At 63.3% G+C, this 20984-nt stretch carries 15 protein-coding genes; 9 read left to right on the top strand and 6 right to left on the bottom strand.

From position 1 onward, the window contains the following. Nucleotides 1-385 precede the first annotated feature (385 nt). A complete protein-coding gene (locus H2O77_RS13785) occupies nt 386-1849 on the top strand; it encodes a TrkH family potassium uptake protein (RefSeq protein ID WP_215823328.1) in 1464 nt (487 codons plus the stop codon). Between the two features lie 85 nt (nt 1850-1934). On the opposite strand, the gene H2O77_RS13780 is transcribed toward H2O77_RS13785, so the two are convergent. Continuing rightward, nucleotides 1935-3203, bottom strand: coding sequence for a 1-acyl-sn-glycerol-3-phosphate acyltransferase (locus tag H2O77_RS13780; RefSeq protein ID WP_052384259.1), 1269 nt, complete (start codon nt 3201-3203; stop codon nt 1935-1937). Nucleotides 3204-3265: 62 nt separating this feature from the next. Then, nucleotides 3266-4186 carry a recombination-associated protein RdgC gene (locus H2O77_RS13775; protein WP_043331446.1) on the bottom strand — a complete coding sequence of 307 codons (921 nt, stop codon included), beginning with the start codon at nt 4184-4186 and terminating at the stop codon, nt 3266-3268. Between the two features lie 384 nt (nt 4187-4570). Here H2O77_RS13775 and H2O77_RS13770 point away from each other — a divergent pair, with 384 nt between their 5' ends. The 8 genes from H2O77_RS13770 (at nt 4571) to rpsA (ending at nt 16684) form a co-directional block, all read left to right on the top strand. Then, entirely contained in the window at nt 4571-5671 is a 1101-nt protein-coding gene (locus tag H2O77_RS13770) for a YHYH protein (protein WP_215823327.1), read from the top strand. 131 nt (nt 5672-5802) lie between these two features. Then, nucleotides 5803-6351 (top strand): thioesterase family protein, encoded by a 549-nt coding sequence (locus H2O77_RS13765; RefSeq protein WP_215823326.1) that lies wholly within the window; start codon nt 5803-5805, stop codon nt 6349-6351. A gap of 247 nt (nt 6352-6598) precedes the next feature. Beyond that, a complete protein-coding gene (gyrA, locus tag H2O77_RS13760; protein WP_215823325.1) occupies nt 6599-9376 on the top strand; it encodes a DNA gyrase subunit A in 2778 nt (925 codons plus the stop codon). A 58-nt stretch (nt 9377-9434) separates the two neighbouring features. Next, on the top strand, nt 9435-10529 hold the full coding sequence (gene serC / locus H2O77_RS13755) for a 3-phosphoserine/phosphohydroxythreonine transaminase (protein WP_054555590.1): 1095 nt from the start codon (nt 9435-9437) through the stop codon (nt 10527-10529). Between the two features lie 13 nt (nt 10530-10542). Next, nucleotides 10543-11682 (top strand): prephenate dehydratase, encoded by a 1140-nt coding sequence (pheA, locus tag H2O77_RS13750; protein ID WP_052384256.1) that lies wholly within the window; start codon nt 10543-10545, stop codon nt 11680-11682. A gap of 68 nt (nt 11683-11750) precedes the next feature. Next, nucleotides 11751-13982 (top strand): bifunctional prephenate dehydrogenase/3-phosphoshikimate 1-carboxyvinyltransferase, encoded by a 2232-nt coding sequence (locus tag H2O77_RS13745; protein WP_215824612.1) that lies wholly within the window; start codon nt 11751-11753, stop codon nt 13980-13982. Further along, on the top strand, nt 13979-14698 hold the full coding sequence (gene cmk / locus H2O77_RS13740; RefSeq protein ID WP_043331443.1) for a (d)CMP kinase: 720 nt from the start codon (nt 13979-13981) through the stop codon (nt 14696-14698). The genes H2O77_RS13745 and cmk overlap by 4 nt, the downstream gene beginning before the upstream one ends. A 306-nt stretch (nt 14699-15004) precedes the next feature. Next, nucleotides 15005-16684 carry a 30S ribosomal protein S1 gene (gene rpsA / locus H2O77_RS13735; protein WP_043331442.1) on the top strand — a complete coding sequence of 560 codons (1680 nt, stop codon included), beginning with the start codon at nt 15005-15007 and terminating at the stop codon, nt 16682-16684. Nucleotides 16685-16939: 255 nt separating this feature from the next. Here the strand turns inward: rpsA and H2O77_RS13730 are convergent, their stop codons facing one another. The 4 genes from H2O77_RS13730 to H2O77_RS13715 all read right to left on the bottom strand — a co-directional run bounded on the left by H2O77_RS13730 (nt 16940) and on the right by H2O77_RS13715 (nt 20743). Continuing rightward, complete coding sequence (locus H2O77_RS13730) at nt 16940-17143, bottom strand: hypothetical protein (RefSeq protein WP_043331440.1); 204 nt, start codon at nt 17141-17143, stop codon at nt 16940-16942. A gap of 475 nt (nt 17144-17618) precedes the next feature. Continuing rightward, nucleotides 17619-18437 carry an RNA methyltransferase gene (locus H2O77_RS13725; protein WP_215823324.1) on the bottom strand — a complete coding sequence of 273 codons (819 nt, stop codon included), beginning with the start codon at nt 18435-18437 and terminating at the stop codon, nt 17619-17621. A gap of 305 nt (nt 18438-18742) precedes the next feature. Beyond that, nucleotides 18743-20392, bottom strand: coding sequence for a chaperonin GroEL (gene groL / locus H2O77_RS13720; RefSeq protein ID WP_043331439.1), 1650 nt, complete (start codon nt 20390-20392; stop codon nt 18743-18745). Nucleotides 20393-20449: 57 nt separating this feature from the next. Continuing rightward, the gene (locus H2O77_RS13715; RefSeq protein ID WP_043331438.1) at nt 20450-20743 is read right to left on the bottom strand and encodes a co-chaperone GroES; all 294 of its coding nucleotides are present in this window, start codon (nt 20741-20743) and stop codon (nt 20450-20452) included. Between the last annotated feature and the right edge of the window lie 241 nt (nt 20744-20984).

Genomic DNA, 20984 nt, shown 5'->3' with positions numbered 1-20984 from the left:
GTTGCCATATTGGGGCCTCAGTGTACCGCACAGGGGTTGGGCAGCCCAACCGGACTCAGGCGTGTTGGCACTGAGCAGGCGGCGTGGCTACGCGTGTCGTTGGCAGGATAGCAGCTTGCAGGGCGGCACAAGGCGCCTTACGTGAGGTGTCGGGGTGTGATGTCCTGCGGCGGGTCACCGCTGTGGCGGCGCTGGACAGCGGCAGAAGAGGGTGTAGGGTATCGTCGCACTGAGACTGGCGCCCGGGGCGTCATGGGGTAAAACGCTGAGGACGCACAATGATGACTGTCATCAACAGGTCGGTGGCATGAAGGGTGGCTCGCGGGACCTGCTGCGTAGACGGGCTCACGCAGGGCAGGCGACCCGAGCGCACTCGCAGGCGCTGATGCGCCTTCTTTCGCTCTCGGAGTGGTTGCCGGTCGTCCGGGTACTCGGCCTGCTGCTGTGCGTGGTGGCCTTGATGATGCTGGCGCCCTTGCTGGTGTTGCTCGGTGAAGCGGATGCGGATGCCAGCGCCTTCCTTATCTCGCTGGGCATCACGCTCGGCTCGGCGGCCATCATGCTGACGGTATCGCGCAAGGTGGAGCTGCAGCTCAAGCCGCGTGCGATGTTCGTGCTGACGACGCTGAGCTGGGTGCTGGTGTCGGCCTACTCGAGCCTGCCCTTGATCTTCGGTGCCACCCACCTGGGCGTGACCGATGCCGTGTTCGAGTCGGTGTCGGCGATCACCACCACCGGCTCCACCGTGCTGTCTGACATCGAAGGGCTCTCGGATGGTCTCAAGCTGTGGCGCGGCCTGATGCAGTGGGTCGGCGGCATCGGCATCATCGTGATGGCGATCGCGATCCTGCCGTTTCTGAAGGTCGGCGGCATGCGCCTGTTCCAGACCGAATCCTCGGACTGGTCCGACAAGGTGCTGCCGCGTGCCGGTGGCGTGGCCAAGGCCATCGGGCTGGTCTATGTCGGGCTGACGTTGCTGGCCATCGTCTGTTACTGGCTCGGTGGCATGCACTGGCTGGATGCGCTGGTGCATGGCATGACGTCGCTGGCCACCGGCGGCTTCTCCAATTACGACAGCTCGATGGGTATCTATTCCGATCGGCCCCATCTGCTGTGGATGGCGTCGGCGTTCATGTTGCTGGGGGCGCTGCCCTTCGTGCTGTTCATCCGCGCCTGGCAGGATCAGGCCGGCGTCCTGTGGCGTGATGCCCAGGTACGCGGCTTCCTGCGTCTGCTGGGATGGGTGATCGCCTTGCTGACGCTGTATCGCGTCGTCAATGGCGAGGCCATCTTCACGGCGCTGACCCAGGTGACCTTCAATGTCATCTCGGTGGTGACCACCACCGGCTACGCCAGCGATGACTACAGTGCCTGGGGGCCCTTTGCGGTGGTGGCCTTCTTCTATCTGACCTTCGTCGGCGGCTGCAGCGGCTCGACCAGCGGCGGCATGAAGATCTTCCGCCTGCAGATCGGGCTGATCATGCTCGGCAACCATCTGCGCTCGTTGATCCATGCCAATGGCGTCTTCTCGCAGCGCTACAACGGTCGCGCGCTGCCCGATGAGGTGGTGCGCGCCGTGATCGCCTTCTCGTTCTTCTTCTTCATCACCATCGGTGGCCTGGCGCTGGCGCTGTCGTTCATCGGGCTGGACCTGATCACCGCGGTGACCGGCGCCGCCACGGCCGTCACCAATGTCGGCCCGGGACTGGGCGAGATCATCGGCCCGGCGGGCAACTTCTCGAGCCTGCCGGACAGCGCCAAGTGGTTGCTGTGCATCGGCATGCTGATGGGGCGTCTCGAGATATTGACCGTGCTGGTGCTGTTCTCGCCCGGCTTCTGGCGCAAGTAGCGACCCACGAAAAAGCCACCGTCGATTGACGGTGGCTTTTTCGTGGCAGGTACAAGACTCAAGTGTCTTGCTCCGCAGTGCTGGCTTACTGAGCGACCTTCTCGCCGTCCGTCGCCTCGGCGGCATCGAGCTTCTCGTCGAGATCGATGGAGAGCCCTTCGCGATTGAGGATCGGGTTGGCATATTGCACCAGCCACCAGTCCTTGAGCTCCGCGGGCACCTCTGCGAGGCGGTTCTCGAAGGTGGCGCGCTCGGCACCGCTGATGGCCGAGACATCCAGCGCCGAGGCCAGGCGCGGCTCCTCACGCAGCTGCGGGCGGCTGGCGGCCAGCTTCTCGAGTGCCAGCTGATGGCTCGGGTAGAGGGTGTAGTAGGCCAGCACCTGACGGTCGACTTCCTTCACCACGTCTTCCGGGGTCTCGAAGTCGCCCTTGAGCGGCTCGCCGAACACCAGCTTGACGCGCCCCTTGTGGCCGCTGATACCCGCCGCGATGGACTTGATGTCCTCGTACTGCACCTTCTCGTAACGGCCTTCATTGGCGACGGCCGCCAGCTCGCGTGCCTTCTGCAGGTCACAGGGGTCGAACTCGTAGCTGATCGACACCGGCACGATGTTGAGCTCGCTGACCGCCTCGCTGAACGGACGCGTCTTGTCGGCGGTGCGCGCCGCCATGGTCAGCATCTTGATGATGGCGCTCTCGGTGCCGTCTCGGCCGTCCTTGGCGCGCCCTTCACGCTGGGCCAGCCAGATGGAGTGCTGGTCGTGGGTCAGCGAGTGGCGGATATAGCCCGACAGCGACTGGTAGGCGGCCAGCATCGCGCGCTTGCCCTTGGCGGAGCGCGGCACGATGAAGCTCTTGTTGAGGCGCATCAGGTCGGTGACGAAGGGCTTCTGCAGCAGGTTGTCACCGATGGCGATGCGCACCGTGTCACGCCCGTGACGATAGAGGGCGTAGTTGACGAAGGCCGGGTCCAGCGAGATGTCGCGATGGTTGGACAGGAACAGATACGGCGTGTCCGGCGACAGGCGCTCCAGCCCCACCGTCTCGAAGCTGGTGGTGGTGGTGTGGATCATGCGCGCCATGTAGACGGCGATGCGGCTCTGGAAACTGGCAACGTCCTTGACGCCAATCATCTCGCGCTTGATGGCCAGGCGCGCGATCTGGCGTGCCAGCCACGGGAAACGCTGGGTCAGGCCCGGCAGGCGGAAGCGAGTCAGAGTGTCGAGCAGCTCGCGGTCCTGCTCCAGGCGTACCAGCACCTCCGCTACCTCGTCGTCGTGGTAGGGGCGAATATCGGCGAACGGGTCCTGTTCGCTGGTCGTGGCAGGCTTGGGTGTTGCAGTGTCAGTCATCGACGCACGTCATCCGGGTTTGTCATTCTGAAAAAAGAGAAGGTCGGCAGCGGGCCCAAGGCTCAGCTGGCGGGCTGGGCTTCACCACCCAGCCAGGCGGTCATCTGCTCGATCACGCCGGACAGCACCTGGGCCATCAGCGCGAAGTCGGTCTCCAGACGCAGGATGGGGTCTTCGCCGTCATCCTGGGCGTTGGCTTCATCGACCACGGCATCGGCGAACTTGAGGCTCTTGAGCGCCATGTCCTCACCGAGCACCAGCGCGACGCGGCCATCGACTTCCAGCGCCAGCTTGCTGACCACGCGGCCCAGATTCAGCGCCGTCTGGATTTCCTCGCCGTCGAGATCGAACTGGCGCGCACGCAGCACGCCATCTTCGCCGCCCGGCGCCTTGAGTTCGACCTGGTCACCGACGATCAGGTCTTCCGGGCGTGAGCTGACATCCTTGAGCCAGGTGGTCATCACCTGGGAAGGCGGCTGCGCGACGGCCAGCGGCGTGACCTTGAGCGTGCCCAGTGTCTGGCGCAGCAGGTCCAGCACTTCCTCGGCGCGCTTGGCATTCGAGGCGTTGACGGCGATCAGGCCGCGCCGGCTGTCCCACCACAGGTCGGTGCGCGAGGAGCGCGTGAAGGCGCGCGGCAGCAGCTCCTCGTAGATCTGCTCCTTGAGGGTCAGCTTCTCGCGGCGACGCAGCGGGCGGCCTTCGGCGGTCTCGCGCTCGGCCACGCGCTCCTCGAGTTCTTCCTTGACCACGGCGGAGGGCAGTACGCGCTCCTGGCGCAGGGCGCTGATCAGGAAATGGCCCTGAATCTCGTGCACCAGCAGGTCGCTGTTGCGACCGCCAGGTGCGACCCAGCCGATGCGCTTGGCTTCGACGCCGGTGACCGGGCGGAAGACATGCTCCGGCAGGGCGTCGGCGAGACGACCCTCTTCCAGCGGTGCGCTATCGTGTAGGCGATACAGTTGCAGGTTCTTGAACCACATGCGACCAGTCCTTGAGTCCGGTGAACGGGGGCTGCCCGTCTGAATGGCGCATATTATGGCGAAACTCATGCGGCGGGTCATCCGCCGTGGACGTGACCCTGCGTCACACTGCGGTTGCCGACCATCTCGCGCGAGCACAAAGACATACTGTGTGCACGCTGTGGCGCTAGTCTTGAGTCGACCTGGCGGTGCGCGGTCTGGCGGTTTGCGGTATCGACCGACAGATATCGATCAGCAGGCATCGACCAGTAGATATCGAACAGCAGGCATCGACCTATAGGCATAGACCATCAGACTTGAGACGCGGAGGGCGGCAGAGTGATCGACGACGTTGTTGTGGAGACTGCTGTGGGGACTGCTGAGGAGACGGTTGTGGAGGCTTTTGTGAAGAGCAGAGCTTCGGGCGCGAGCGCGCTGAAACGGACACGACCACTGACGCTGGCGGCGCTGACCCTGCTGCTGTTCGGCTGCAGTGGGGAGCATGACGCCCACGACAAGACGGCCAGCGCGGCCGAGACCAGTGCAACGGTCACGAAAGAGGCAGCCGCTGACGGCGAATCCGGGCCGGCGGCGCTCGGGCTGGATCCTGAGATGTTTGCAGAGGGCGCGATCGTCGGTGAGGTCGAGACCGTCGACTGCACCCTGAGCGGCGGCACGCAGACGACCTGCTATCAGTTCCGCGTGGCCGGTGCGCCTGCGGACCCGCAAACCTCGCCGGAGGGGCCTTTCTGCCCGCCCAATATCCATTCCGGTGAGGAGGAAGGTGGTACCTGGATGGATGGTGAGGGCACCCTGTATCAAGTGGACGGCGAGTTCATCAAGAATCTGGCCACTCTCTACAAGGACAAGGCGTGGCAGATGTACGACGTCAACACGGGCGAGATCACCGTGATCGATGGCGCGCGTGGCTGCGAGGTGGCGGGGAACCCGAACCCCATCGAAGGCTTCGACAACTTCTGTCTCGAGTGTCCGCTGGATGAGCTGGGCGGTGGCATCGAGAAGACTGTCGTGATTCCCAAGGTACCGGTGCCGGCCGCCGAGCCGACCTCGCTTGCCGGCCGCTCCAACACCGGCGTGGCGCTCAATGGCGTGCTGTTCGGCCCGCCGGCGCCGCTGGAGCTGATCCTGAGCTCTCACACCCTGGGGGTGCTCGATGATTGTGGCGCGCATGCCAATCCGCATGAGGGCTATCACTATCACACCGCCACTGGCTGCTCCGAGATCGGCATTCAGGAAGATGGTCATTCGCCGATGATCGGCTATGCGCTGGATGGCTATGCCATCTATGCCAGAGAGGACAAGGACGGCAATGTTCCCGCTGACCTGGATGAGTGTGGCGGCGAGACGGACCCGGTGCGTGGCTATCACTATCACGCCTCCGCGCCGGGGGTTAACCAGATCTTCGGCTGCTTCATGGGCGAGAAGGGGCACTTCCTCGACGAGGAGGGCGGCGAGAGGCCACCGCAGGGTCCGCCCGGCGAGTAGCCGCCTTGTAGGGATGGCGAGCAGGGCCGGTGCCATCATTCAGCCAAGCGTTTGTTTTTCTGTCCGTCACCGGCATAAGATCAGCTGACGATGGCCATACGGCGCGATCGTTTCACGGACGGGAGGCAGGGATGCAACACGACAGCAATCCACCGCAGGCAGCGGACGGCACTTACACAGATGTCGGCACTCGCACAGACGTCGGCACTCTCACAGACGTCGGCAATCACGCAGGCGTCGTCAGTCGCACGACTCTGACGGTGCGTGGCTACCATCTGGATGGCTATGGGCACGTCAACAATGCCCGCTATCTGGAGTTCTATGAGGAAGGGCGCTGGGAGTTCATGCTCGCGCATCTCGATCTGGCCGCGCTCAAGCGAGAAGGCATCGCGATGGTGGCGGTCAACCTCAACCTGGATTGGCACTATCCCGCTACCGTGCATGATGAGCTGGTCATCACCACGCGGCTGGCCGAGCTCGGGCGCCGCAAGATGATCATGCGCCAGGAGATCCACCTGGGCGAGCGGCGCATGGGCGAGGTGCATCCGCGTTCCGGGGCGCTGGTCTCCAGGGCGGATTTCACCTTCGTGCTGATGAATACCGACACCGGTCGCGCCATGCCGCTGGACGGCGAGATCGGCGCGCTGCTGGGCGCGTTGGTCAGTGAAGAAACGGCCTGATCGCCGTCAGCGGCGAGGCATGAGCCAGCAGGCCGCGCACATTGACGGCCGTACTACCGTACTGAGGTGTCCTTGCGGCGTCGTGTGAGCTGCTAGGCGCGCTCGCAAGTGATATAATGCCGCCACTTCGGTGCCGCGGAGCTGGCACCCCGTGTCTGCTTCACGCCACTGCCGCGCTGCAGTACCGACGGAGCATGCGTCGTTGCTGCAGTGGCGCCAACAGTTGAGTTCAAGGATTTGACGAATCATGGGTGAGATCGCCAGAGAGATACTGCCAGTCAACATCGAGGACGAGCTCAAGCAGTCGTATCTCGATTACGCGATGAGCGTCATCATCGGGCGTGCCTTGCCGGATGTTCGCGATGGCCTCAAACCGGTTCACCGTCGCGTACTGTTCGCGATGCACGAGCTGAACAATGACTGGAACAAGGCCTACAAGAAATCTGCCCGTGTCGTCGGCGATGTGATCGGTAAATACCACCCGCACGGTGACAGTGCGGTCTACGACACCATCGTCCGCATGGCCCAGCACTTCTCTATGCGTTATGTGCTGGTGGATGGTCAGGGCAACTTCGGTTCCATCGATGGCGACAGCGCCGCGGCGATGCGTTACACCGAGGTGCGCATGGCGCGCCTGGCGCACGAGCTGCTGGCTGACCTCGAGAAGGACACCGTCGATTGGGTCGACAACTATGACGGCACCGAGCGCATTCCTGCCGTGTTGCCGACCAAGACCCCGAACCTGCTGGTCAATGGCTCTTCCGGTATCGCCGTGGGCATGGCCACCAACATCCCGCCCCACAACATGGGCGAGGTCATCGACGGCTGTCTGGCGCTGATCGACAATGGCGATCTGACCATCGATGAGCTGATGGAATTCATTCCGGGGCCGGACTTCCCGACCGCCGGTATCATCAACGGCCGTGCCGGCATCCTCGATGCCTACCGCACCGGTCGTGGTCGTATCTACGTGCGTGCCGTGCATACCATCGAGCACAACGACAAGAACGGCCGTGATCACATCATCATCACCGAGCTTCCCTACCAGGTGAACAAGGCGCGTCTGATCGAGAAGATCGCCGAACTGGTCAAGGACAAGAAGATCGAGGGTATCGCCGAGCTGCGTGACGAGTCCGACAAGGACGGTCTGCGCGTGGTCATCGAGACCAAGCGTGGCGAGTCCGGTGAAGTGGTCGTCAACAACCTCTTCTCCCAGACCCAGCTCGAGACCGTGTTCGGCATCAACATGGTCGCGCTGCACGAAGGTCAGCCGAAGATCCTGAATCTCAAGCAGATTCTGGAATCCTTCGTGCGTCACCGTCGTGAAGTCGTCACCCGTCGTACCCTGTTCGAACTCAAGAAGGCGCGTGAACGTGGCCACATTCTTGAAGGTCTGGCGGTGGCGATCTCGAACATCGATGAGGTGATCGAGCTGATCAAGGGCTCGCCGAGCGCGGCGGAAGCCAAGGAAAAGCTGATCGATCGTGAATGGCAGCCGGGTCAGGTGGTCGAGATGCTCGAGCGCGCCGGTGCCACTTCCTGCCGTCCGGAAGATCTGCCGGAAGGTCTGGGACTGTCTGAAGACGCCAGGCACTACCGTCTGTCGCCGGCCCAGGCTCAGGCCATCCTCGAGCTGCGCCTGCATCGCCTGACCGGTCTCGAGACCGAGAAGCTGCTGGCCGAGTACTCCTCCATCCTCGAGCGCATCGCCGAGCTGATGGAGATCCTGTCCTCTGCCGACCGCCTGATGGAAGTCATCCGCGAAGAGCTGCGCGAAGTGCGCGCCCAGTACGCCGATGAACGCCGCACCGAGATCATGACCAGCCGTCGTGACCTGACCATCGAAGACCTCATCAACGAGGAAGACATGGTGGTGACGGTCTCGCGCAGTGGTTATGCCAAGACCCAGCCGCTGTCTGACTACCAGGCCCAGAAGCGTGGTGGCCGCGGCAAGTCCGCCACCTCGATGAAGGACGAGGATGTCATCGAGCACCTGCTGGTCGCCTCGACCCACGACACCGTGCTGCTGTTCTCCAACAAGGGCAAGGTGTACTGGCTCAAGGTCTACGAGATGCCGCAGGCATCACGTGGCTCGCGCGGCAAGCCGCTGGTCAACCTGATTCCGCTGGACGACGGCGAGTGGGTCACCACCATCCTGCCGGTGCGCGATTACGCCGCCGACAGCTACATCTTCTTCGCCACCGCCAACGGCACGGTCAAGCGCACCGCGCTGAGCCAGTTCTCGCGTCCGCGCAGTGTCGGTCTGATCGCGCTGGACATCGAGGAAGGTGACCGCCTGATCGGTGCCGACATCACGTCCGGTTCCGACCACGTCATGCTGGTGTCCTCCAACGGCAAGGCGATCCGCTTCGAAGAGCAGAACGTGCGCGTGATGGGCCGTACCGCCCGTGGTGTGCGCGGCATGCGTCTGCTCGACGATGCACAGGTCATCAGCCTGATCATTCCGCGCACCACCGCGATCGATGACAACGAGATCGAGGTCGATGACGCCGCGGACGCGACGGCGGAAGGCGTCGAGAGCGCTGATGTGGCAACCACCGATAGCGCGACGGAAGACAGCGTCGCCAGCGGTGAGGTGCCGCAGTGCTACATCCTGACCGCGTCCGCCAATGGCTTCGGCAAGCGCACGCGCCTGGAAGAGTTCCCGCTGCGTGGCCGTGGTGGCCAGGGCGTGATCGCGATGCAGACCAGCGAGCGCAACGGCGACCTGGTCAGCGCGGTGCAGGTCAGCGACAACGACGAACTGATGCTGATCACCGACCGCGGCACCCTGGTACGTACCCGCGTCGCCGAGGTGTCCACCACCTCGCGCAACACCCAGGGCGTGACCTTGATCCGCACCGCGGAAGAGGAGCGTCTGGTGACGACGGTGCGTGTCGACGAGCCGGAAGAGGTCGTCGTGGTGCAGGATGAGCTGGACGAAGAGGCGCTGAGCACCGACGAACAGGTGCAGGCGGGAGATGACGCCGAGTCGACGGATACCCCGCCGACAGGCGCGGAATAAGACGCTGGATTGCGACCGCCTTCGGGGCGGTCGCTTCACTTTCGGGAAATAAGACGACATGACACGCAAGTTCAACTTCTGCGCCGGTCCTGCTGCACTGCCGACCGCTGTCCTGGAGCGCGCCCGCGCCGAGATGCTGGATTATCAGGGCCGCGGACTGTCCGTCATGGAGATGAGTCATCGCTCCGACGAATTCGTGGCCATCGCCGAGAAGGCCGAGGCGGACCTGCGCGAACTGCTCGAGATTCCGTCCAACTATCGCGTGTTGTTCATGCAGGGTGGCGCCTCGACCCAGTTTGCGGGTGTGCCGCTGAACCTGCTGGGTGCGGGTGGCAGTGCCAACTATCTGTATACCGGTATCTGGGGCAAGAAGGCGATCAAGGAAGCCGAGCATCTGGCGGTGGGCAGCCACGTGGCGGCCTCCAGCGAGAGCAATGGCCTGATCGCCGTGCCGCGCCAGAACGCGATCCAGCTCTCCGGTGATGTGGGCTATCTGCACTACACCGCCAACGAGACCATCGGCGGCCTCGAGTTCGACTATATCCCCGAGGTGGCAGCGGATGGCGTGCCGCTGGTGTGTGACATGTCGTCTTCCATCCTGTCTGGCCCGCTGGATGTCAGCCGTTTCGGCGTCATCTATGCCGGCGCCCAGAAGAACATCGGTCCGGCGGGTCTGACGCTGGTCATCGTGCGCGAAGACCTGCTCGATCGTGCCCGCAAGGACTGCCCAACCATGCTGAACTGGAAGACGGCCGCCGAGGCCAATTCCATGTTCAACACGCCGCCGACCTACGCCTGGTATCTCTCCGGGCTGGTGTTCGAGTGGCTCAAGGACGAGGTCGGTGGCCTCGCCGCCATGAACGCGATCAATGATCGCAAGGCCCAGGCACTCTACGCGGCCATCGATGGCAGCGACTTCTATTCCAACCCGATCGTCACCGAGAACCGCTCACGCATGAACGTGCCGTTCGTGCTGGCCGATGACCGTCTCGACAAGACCTTCCTCGCCGAGTCCGAAGCGGCGGGTCTCTTGAATCTGGCCGGTCACCGCAGCGTCGGTGGCATGCGTGCCAGCCTCTACAACGCCGTGCCGGAAGCTGCCGTCACTGCGCTGGTGGACTTCATGGGCGACTTCGCGCGCCGTCACGGCTAAGGGGGGAGGTGAGATGTCGGATTCCAAGGAAAGCCCTGCGCCGCAGGCGGCGGGCAAGGCGGTGACACTGGACGACCTGCGTCAGCGCATCGACGCCATCGACAACGAGCTGCTGAACCTGATCAGCGAGCGTGCGGGCTGCGCGCAGCAGGTCGCCGAGGTCAAGCTGGCGGCCGGTGACGTGGGCGAGGACGGCCAGGTGCAGTTCTACCGCCCGGAGCGCGAAGCCCAGGTGTTGCGCCGCATCATGGCCAACAACCCCGGCCCGCTGAAAGGCGAGGAGATGGCGCGTCTGTTCCGCGAGATCATGTCCGCCTGTCTGGCGCTGGAACAGCCGATCCGCCTGGCCTATCTCGGCCCGGAAGGCACCTTCACCCAGCAGGCCGCGCTCAAGCACTTCGGTGACAGCGCCGTGACCAAGCCGATGGCCGCCATCGACGAGGTGTTTCGCGAGGTGGAAGCGGGTGCGGTGCAGTACGGTGTGGTGCCGGTGGAGAACTCCACCGAGGGCGTCATCAACCACACGCTGGATTCGTTCATGGGCTCGCAGCTCAAGATCTCCGGCGAAGTGGTGCTGCGCATTCACCACCACCTGCTGGTGGGCCCGAATACGCGTCGCGAGAAGATCTCGCGCATCTATTCCCACGCCCAGTCGCTGGCCCAGTGCCGCAAGTGGCTGGATGCCCACTTCCCGCACGCCGAGCGCATCGCGGTGTCCTCGAATGCCGAGGCCGCGCGTCAGGTGCGCACCGAGTGGCACAGCGCGGCGATTGCCGGTGACATGGCGGCCAAACTCTATGAGCTGGAGAAGGTCGAGGAGAAGATCGAGGACAGCCCCGACAACTCCACGCGCTTCCTGATCATCGGTGACAGCTCGGTGCCGGCGTCCGGCGATGACAAGACCTCCATCGTGGTGGCGATGCGCAACCAGCCGGGGGCACTGCACGACCTGCTGGCGCCGTTCCACCGCCACCAGATCGACCTGACCCGCGTCGAGACGCGCCCGTCACGCTCCGGTGCCTGGAACTACGTCTTCTTCATCGACTTCCGTGGCCACCGCGATGACCCGCTCATCACGGCGACGCTGGAAGAGCTGCGTCAGTGCGCAGCGGACGTCAAGGTACTCGGGTCCTACCCGGTCGGTGTGCTGTGAGCGAGGTTGACCACACGCGCCATGCTGCGCCGTCAGACCTGCTGTCCTCGCTGCCGTCAGCGGAGCGCCTGGCCGGTGAGCGGCGTATCCTGCTGGTCGGGCTGGGCTTGATCGGTGGCTCGCTGGCCGCGGCATTGCGCGCGGCGGGCCATCGTGGCGAGATTCTCGCCTGTGATCGTGACTCCAACGAGATCTGCCTCGGTCAGCGCATGGGGCTGATCGACGGTGGCAGCACGCAACTGGCGGCGCTGGTGCCGGGTGCCTCGCTGATCGTGCTGTGCGTGCCGGTGATGGCGATGCAGAGCGTGATGGCCGACCTGGCGCCGTTGCTGGATGATGACGCCGTCATCACCGATGTCGGCAGCACCAAGGGCGCGATCCGCGATGCGGCGCTCAGCGTCTTCGGTCGCATGCCGCCGAATCTGGTGCTCGGTCACCCGATCGCCGGGTCCGAGAAGAGCGGCGTCGCGGCGTCCAATCCCGAGCTCTATCGCGATCACAAGGTGATCCTGACGCCGGAGCCGGACAGCGATGCCGAGGCCGTGGCACGCGTGGCGGCCATGTGGTCGGTATGTGGCGCTCAGCTTCTGAGCATGAGCGTGGCGCGCCACGACGAAGTGCTGGCGCGCACCAGCCACCTGCCGCACCTGCTGGCGTTCTCGCTGGTCGACAGCCTGGCGCGCCAGGATGAGCGGTTGGAGATCTTCCGCTACGCGGCGGGCGGTTTCCGTGATTTTACGCGCATCGCGGGCAGTGACCCGGTGATGTGGCGCGACGTCTATCTGGCCAACCGCGATGCGGTGCTGGAGGCGTTGGATGAATTCGAGGCCGGGGTAGCGCGGGTGCGCGCTGCCGTGACCGCGGGCGATGGTGAGGCGATGCTGGGGATATTCACCCGCGCAAGCCACGCCCGACACTACTTCAATACCCTCTTGAAACAGACGAGTTATCAGACCATGGAACAGCAGAACGTGCGGTACCGTGCACTGCCGGGTGGGCAGGTTCAGGGGCGCATTCGTGTGCCGGGCGACAAGTCCATGTCGCATCGCTCCATCATGCTGGGCGCATTGGCGACCGGCGTGACCGAAGTCGAAGGCTTCCTGGAAGGGGAAGACAGCCTGGCCACGCTGCAGGCCTTCCGCGACATGGGTGTGGTCATCGAAGGCCCGCATCAGGGGCGTGTCACCATTCACGGTGTGGGTCTCAACGGCCTGAAGCAGCCGCCGGGCCCGCTGTATGTCGGCAACTCCGGCACCGCGATGCGCCTGTTCGCCGGTCTGCTGGCCGGTCAGGCCTTCGACACCGAGCTGACTGGTGATGCCTCGCTGACCAAGCGTCCGATGGACCGCGTCGCCAATCCGCTGCGCGAGATGGGCGCGGTGATCGATACCGCAGACAACGGCCGTCCGCCGCTGCGTATCCACGGTGGTCAGCCGCTCAAGGGCATCCGTTACGAGATGCCGATGGCGTCCGCTCAGGTCAAGTCGTGCCTGCTGCTGGCCGGTCTCTACGCCGAAGGCGAGACGCGTGCCATCGAGCCGGCGCCGACGCGTGACCACACCGAACGCATGCTCAATGGCTTCGGCTACAAGGTCGAGCGTCAGGGCGCCGAGGCGTGGCTGAACGGTGGTGGCAGCCTCGAAGCCTGCCCGATCGACGTGCCGGCCGACATCTCCTCCGCGACCTTCTTCCTGGTCGCCGCGGCCATCACGCCGGGCTCCGACCTGGTGCTGGAGCACGTCGGCATCAACCCGACGCGCATCGGCGTGATCAACATCCTCAAGGCCATGGGTGCCGACCTGAGCGTCTCCAATGAGCGCGAAGTCGGCGGCGAGCCGGTGGCAGACCTGCACATCCGTTATGCGCCGCTCAAGGGCATCGACATCCCGGAAGACCAGGTGCCGCTGGCCATCGACGAATTCCCGGCACTGTTCATCGCCGCCGCCAACGCCGAGGGCATGACCCGTCTGCGTGGCGCCGAGGAACTGCGCGTCAAGGAATCCGACCGCATCCAGGTGATGGCGGATGGTCTGGCGCAGATCGGCGTCGAGCACGAAGTGGTCGCGGACGGCATCGATATCCGTGGTGGCGCCTACGGTGGCGGTCTGGTCGACAGCCACGGCGATCACCGCATCGCGATGGCCTTCAGTGTCGCGGCGCTGCGCGCCCAGGGCGAGATCCTGATCGACGACTGCGCCAATGTCGCGACCTCCTTCCCGAACTTCGTGGCGCTGGCCGCTGAAGTCGGCATGCAGGTCGAGAATCTCGGTGCCGTGGCACCGGGACAGGAGGCTTCATGAGCGGGGAAGCGACACCTCATCACAGCCAGATCTGTGACGCGCCGGTACTGACCCTTGATGGCCCCGGCGGGGCCGGCAAGGGCACCATCAGTCGTCTGGTCGCGGCGAGCCTGGGCTGGCATCTGCTGGATTCCGGTGCGCTGTATCGCCTGACGGCACTGGCCGCCGAGCGTCATGGCGTGGCGCTGGAAGACGAGGATGCCGTGGCGACCATCGCCGAGCACCTCGATGTGCAGTTCGATGCCGAAGGCGACGCCACCAGCGTGATTCTGGAAGGCGAGGACGTCACCCGTGACATCCGTCTCGAGTCGGTCGGCAACAATGCCTCCATCATCGCGGCCCAGCCGCGCGTGCGGACTGCACTGCTGGCGCGCCAGCGTGCCTTTGCGCGTGCGCCGGGCCTGGTGGCCGATGGTCGCGACATGGGCACGGTGGTCTTCACCGGTGCGCCGCTCAAGATCTTCCTGACGGCGAGCGCCGAGGAACGTGCGCGTCGTCGTCATGCCCAGTTGCAGGAAGCGGGTGTCGATGCTAATATTTCGAGCCTTTTGACAGAAATACAGGCGCGCGATGCGCGTGACATGGGCCGGGCAGTTGCCCCGCTCAAGCCTGCAGACGACGGCGTGATCCTCGATACGACGGATCTCGACATCGACCAGGTGATCGAACGCATACAGCAGCTGCTGGTCGAATACGGCCTGGTAGCAGCGCGCTGAGACTCAAGTCTCAGCCTGTAAGTCGTCAGAACAACGGATTGATCGCCTGCTGTTGCAATACGGCCTCCGGGTCGGGCAGCAGCGGGTTTCGCTCGCTTCGCGAGTGATGATGCAGAACCCAGATGACACCGAGGTGTCATCAACCCCCCGGCAAGGTGTCATGGGGTGCATCGGCGGCAAGCGGAAAGCCGGTGTATCTCGAACCAGCGTCAACGCCCCCGGGGATATGTAGATATGGCCCGTGCTTGCTGGTGGTACGGAGACTGCGGTGCAAGCCGCCCCAAACGTTGATCATGTAGGAATACCATGAGCGAGAGCTTTGCTGATTTATTTGAACAGTCACTCCAGGACATCAACATGGAGCCGGGCGCAATCGTGTCCGCTACCATCGTGGATATCGATGGCGACTGGATCACTGTCAATGCCGGTCTGAAGTCTGAAGGTCAGATTCCGTCTGAACAGTTCCGTGACGAAAGTGGCCAGCTGTCCATCAGCATCGGCGACGAAGTCATGGTTGCACTGGAAGCCGTGGAAGATGGCTTCGGTGAGACCCGCCTGTCCCGCGAGAAGGCCAAGCGTGCCGAAGCGTGGAAAGAGCTGGAAGCCGCCTTCGAGAAAGACGAGATCGTCAAGGGCGTGATCAACGGCAAGGTCAAAGGTGGCTTTACCGTCGACATCAACACCATCCGTGCCTTCCTGCCGGGTTCTCTGGTCGATGTCCGCCCTGTGCGCGACACCGCCCACCTCGAGAACAAGGAACTGGACTTCAAGGTCATCAAGCTCGACGCCAAGCGCAACAACGTTGTCGTGTCCCGTCGTGCCGTCCTCGAAGCCGAGAACAGCGCTGAGCGTGAAGCCCTCCTGGCCACTCTGCAGGAAGGTCAGCAGATTCAGGGTATCGTCAAGAACCTGACCGACTACGGCGCCTTCGTCGACCTCGGCGGCGTTGACGGCCTGCTGCACATCACCGACATGGCATGGAAGCGCATCAAGCATCCGTCCGAGATCGTTGCTGTCGGCGACGAGATCAATGTCAAGGTGCTGAAGTTCGACCGCGAGCGCAACCGTGTGTCTCTGGGTCTCAAGCAGCTGGGCGAAGATCCGTGGGTCAACATCAAGGCTCGCTACCCGGAAGGCGCCAAGATCAACGCACGCGTCACCAACCTCACCGACTACGGCTGCTTCGCCGAGCTGGAAGAGGGCGTCGAAGGTCTGGTCCACGTGTCCGAAATGGATTGGACCAACAAGAACATCCACCCGTCCAAGGTCGTCAATGTCGGCGATGACGTGGAAGTGATGATTCTGGACATCGACGAAGAGCGTCGTCGTATCTCCCTGGGTATCAAGCAGTGCACCACCAACCCGTGGGAAGACTTCAGCGGCAAGCACAACAAGGGCGACCGTGTCTCCGGTACCATCAAGTCAATCACTGACTTCGGTATCTTCATCGGTCTGGAAGGCGGCATCGACGGCCTGGTTCACCTCTCCGACATTTCCTGGAACGAAGCTGGCGAAGAAGCCGTGCGTCGTTACAAGAAGGGCGAAGAAGCTGAAGCGGTCATCCTGTCCATCGATCCGGAACGTGAGCGCATCTCTCTGGGCGTCAAGCAGCTCGAGAGCGATCCGGTCTCCGAGTACCTGGCCGTCAACGACAAGGGCGCTATCGTGTCCGGTCGTGTTGTCGACATCGATGCCAAGGAAGTTCAGGTAGAGCTGGCGACTGACGTCATCGCTATCCTGAAGGCGTCTGAAATCAGCGCTGACCGTGTCGAAGACGCACGCAACGTCCTGAGCGTCGGCGATGCTGTCGAAGCCAAGATCGTCGGTGTGGATCGCAAGAGCCGCCTGATCAACCTGTCCGTCAAGTCCAAGGACCAGGTTGAAGCACCGCGTCGCGATGCTGCCAAGCCGCGTACCCAGGAAGTCGAGAGCAACGGCCCGACTACCATCGGTGATCTGATCAAGCAGCAGCTGGGTCAGGAGTGATCCCGAGACACTCCGCCTCCTCGTGAGGTGGGGTGTCCGGATCCACGCTGAGGTGACATGCCTCTGGTTGTCACCTCGGCGTCTCCGAATCGGTATCCTGCATGAGACGCATGTCATATGCGGGAACGAAAAAAACCGCCACCCTTCGGGGTGGCGGTTTTTTCATGCCTGGTCGTTACGGGTGGCTGCTGGTCATTGTTGGTCGTTGCTGGTCATTACCAGTCGCCACCTGCGCACCACCTCATCTGGCGTCGTTCAGTGCGCCTGCGAGGCCGCGGGCTGACTGACCTTGGCCAACAGTTGCATCTGACGTAGCGAGATCGTGCAGTACAGGCTGCGGTAGAGCGTCGGTTCTTGCGTCGGGTCGGTCTTGAGCAGGCGAGCTTCCAGCTGGTGGATGTCGCTGGCCAGCTGTTCCGCGTCCGGTGTCTGAGTCTGTCGTGCGGCTGTCTGAGTCATGTAAAGGCGCTCCGTGAGTCCATGGTCGTGGATGGGATCAGGGTCGGCTCTTCTTGTGGGTGTCTCGAGGTGCGTCGCCACGCTGGCCTGTCATGGCCCTTCGTGTGTTGGCGTGGCGGCGTCTCTGCCTGCTCTTGCGGCAGTTCTCGACCTGCGTGGCAGGTCTCAAGGTCGCAAAGGAGCCTTTGCCTGACACTGCAGCCTTCGCGCGTGACTTCCTTGCTGGGCTGCAGCTACTGCATGGGTCTGTGCCGTATCTCTATACCGGTATTTTTATACCCGTATTTCTATACCTAGGCTGTGTGACGGGTTCTGCGGTGCCTGACGTCTTGCCTATCAAGCATAGCGGAAGGTCTACAGTGCACCTTGATCCATGTCAGAAGGATGACGTTGCGCTGACAGGCTGTTGCGAAGTGGCGAGAGCCAAGTAGCAACAGTCCGAGCCTCAGTAGATGACGGGGCGGCCGTGCGCGACTCAGGACGCCTCGTGATCGCTCTGCTCGCTGTCTGCGCCAGCGTTCGCCGCTGCCGTCTGGCGCTCAAGATTGGACAGCATGCCACGCAGGATGGAGAGTTCGCGGCGTGTCGGCTCGGCACGCGCGAACAGGGCACGCAGCCGCTCTTCGGTCTGGGAGTGGGGCTGGTTGAGGAAGCCGGAGCCCTGCAGGGCGCGACCGAGATGCTCATGAAAGTAGCCGAGCTGTTCGCGGGTCGGCAGCTGATCATCCTCACGGCGCGCGACAGGCGCCTCCTGAGGCTTGTCTAGCGTCAGGCGCCATGCACTGCGGCACTCGTGCGCCAGCACCTGGACGGCCTGTGAGACGTTGAGGATGCCGTAGTCCGGGTTGGTGGGGATCGACACCTGATGCGTGCAGCAGGCGATTTCCTCGTTGGTCAGCCCGAAGCGCTCGCGGCCGAATACCAGCGCCACCTTGCCATCGCGCGCGATATCCATGGCGTGCGCCGCCATCTCGCGTGGCTCATCGAAGTGGGGCAGCGGGACGCTGCGCAGGCGAGCGCTGGCCCCGATGACCAGCTGGCAGTCATTGACGGCGTCTTCCAGGCGCTCGACCACGTGCGCATTTTCCAGCAGCTCCGCGGCACCGCTGGCCATGCGCGTCGCTTCCTCATCGGGGAAGCAGCGCGGATTGACCAGCACCAAGTCCTTGATGCCCATGGTCAGAATGGCGCGAGCGGTGGCGCCGATGTTGCCGGGATGGAAGGTCTGCACCAGTACGACACGCACATTGTCGAGGGCGCTAGTGGTCGGGGAAGCGGCGGGGGTATCAGTCATGAGAAGGTCCTGGGCAAGCGAGGCGCGCGGCCTGAGCGGTTGGCGTCATCGGTCGTGACCGTAGGCATTTCAGCCTCAATACATCGTCAGCCTTGATGCACTGTCATCACCAGGCGCCATGTCTCGGGTCGCGGCAAAAAGTGGCGCCTAGTGTAGCGTGGTGAGCGGGAGGCGTCAGGTGCCGAGAGCCGCGGCGCTTACCGTATGAGAGCTGCAGCGCCTTGAATGTCAGGCATGAAAAAACCGCCCCTGCTTGCGCAGGAGCGGTTCGGGTCACGACGGGTGAGTCGTGGGGTGAGGCTGGCTTACATCATGCCGCCCATGCCACCCATGCCGCCCATTCCACCCATGTCGCCGCCGCCGGCAGCGGCCTTGTCTTCCGGATCTTCAGCGATCATGCATTCGGTGGTGATCATCAGACCGCCGATGGAGGCCGCGGACTGCAGTGCAGAACGGGTCACCTTGGCCGGGTCCAGCACGCCCATCTCGAACATGTCGCCGTAGACGCCGGTAGAGGCGTTGTAACCGTAGTTGCCTTCGCCAGCCTTGACGTTGTTGAGCACGACAGAGGCTTCTTCACCGGCGTTGGTGACGATCTGACGCAGCGGCGCTTCCATGGCACGCAGTGCGATGGCGATACCGTGAGTCTGATCTTCGTTGTCGCCTTTCAGGTCGACCAGCTGACCCAGCACGCGAACCAGGGCAGTACCACCGCCAGGCACGACGCCTTCTTCGACGGCTGCACGAGTGGAGTGCAGGGCGTCTTCGACGCGAGCCTTCTTCTCTTTCATCTCGACTTCGGTGGCAGCACCGACGCGGATGACGGCAACGCCGCCGGCCAGCTTGGCGACACGTTCCTGCAGCTTCTCGCGGTCGTAATCAGAGGAGGTTTCCTCGATCTGAGCGCGGATCTGGGCAACGCGTGCTTCGATATCGCCTTCGTTGCCGGCGCCATCGATGATGGTGGTGTTTTCCTTGGACATGGTCACGCGCTTGGCGGTGCCCAGGTGGTCCAGGTTGGCCTGTTCGAGGTTGAGGCCGACTTCTTCGGAAATCACGGTGCCACCGGTCAGGACAGCGATGTCCTGCAGCATGGCCTTGCGACGGTCACCGAAGCCCGGTGCCTTGACGGCAGCGACCTTGACGATACCGCGCATGGTGTTGACGACCAGAGTCGCCAGCGCTTCGCCTTCGATGTCTTCGGCGATGATCGCCAGCGGCTTGCCGGACTTGGCAACGCCTTCCAGCACCGGCAGCAGTTCGCGGATGTTGGAGATCTTCTTGTCGACCAGCAGGATGTACGGGTCTTCGAGCTCGACCGCCATGGTGTCCTGGTTGGTGACGAAGTACGGAGACAGGTAACCGCGATCGAACTGCATGCCTTCGACCACTTCCAGCTCGTCTTCGAAGCCGCGACCTTCATCGACGGTAATGACGCCTTCCTTGCCGACCTTCTCCATCGCTTCCGCGATGATCTCGCCGATGCGAGAGTCGCCATTGGCGGAGATGGTGCCGACCTGGGCGATGGCCTTGGTGTCGGTGCACGGCACGGACAGCTCACGCACGGCCTTGACGGCTTCGATGACGGCCTTGTCGATGCCGCGCTTCAGGTCCATCGGGTTCATGCCCGCGGTCACGCCTTTCAGGCCTTCGTTGACGATGGACTGAGCCAGCACGGTGGCGGTGGTGGTGCCGTCGCCAGCCACGTCAGAAGTCTTGGAAGCGACTTCCTTGACCATCTGGGCGCCCATGTTCTCGAAGCGATCCTTCAGCTCGATTTCCTTGGCGACGGAAACGCCGTCCTTGGTGACGGTCGGAGCGCCGAAGGATTTTTCCAGTACCACGTTACGGCCTTTCGGACCGAGGGTAGTCTTGACCGCGTCGGCCAGGACATTGACACCACGCGCCATGCGCTTGCGTGCATCATCGGAGAAACGAACGTCTTTTGCAGCCATGTTTATCTCTACCTTTAATCAGTAAGTCGAAGCGTTGGAACCCGAAAAAGCTGAAACTCAGCCTTCCACCACGGCGAGGATGTCGCTCTCGCTCATGATCAGCACCTCTTCGCCGTCGATTTTCTGCTTCTCGACGCCGTAGCCATCCTTGAAGATCACGGTATCGCCGACTTTCACGTCCAGCGGGCGAACTTCACCGTTTTCGAGGATGCGACCGTTACCGGCAGCGAGAATCTCGCCACGGGTCGGCTTTTCCTGGGCGCTGCCGGGCAGAACGATGCCACCTGCAGTTTTCTGTTCTTCTTCCACGCGACGAACCACGACGCGATCGTGCAAGGGACGAATGTTCATTGCTCACGTTCTCCTGATGGTAAATCCCGCCAGCTCCCGTTCTTTGTCGGTGAGTCTGGCGTTCAATGGGGTTGCCTACCGAGTGTTGGGCCCCGCCGCTGGGGGCGTGGCCGTTATCCATTGCACCGCTTTTATGGTGGCGGGGGGACAGCTTTCAAGTAGGCGATCATAAAAAAATTTCAAATCGGCGCATCTTGTGCGTCGTATGAAAGCTACGCACTCTGGCTGCAGCCTGTCTTCC

Origin of the sequence: Cobetia sp. 4B (genome assembly GCF_018831605.1) — a bacterium.
Taxonomy (GTDB): domain Bacteria; phylum Pseudomonadota; class Gammaproteobacteria; order Pseudomonadales; family Halomonadaceae; genus Cobetia; species Cobetia amphilecti.
The sequence above is the reverse complement of the archived record's forward strand: the minus strand, read 5'-3'. Positions and strand labels throughout refer to the sequence as shown.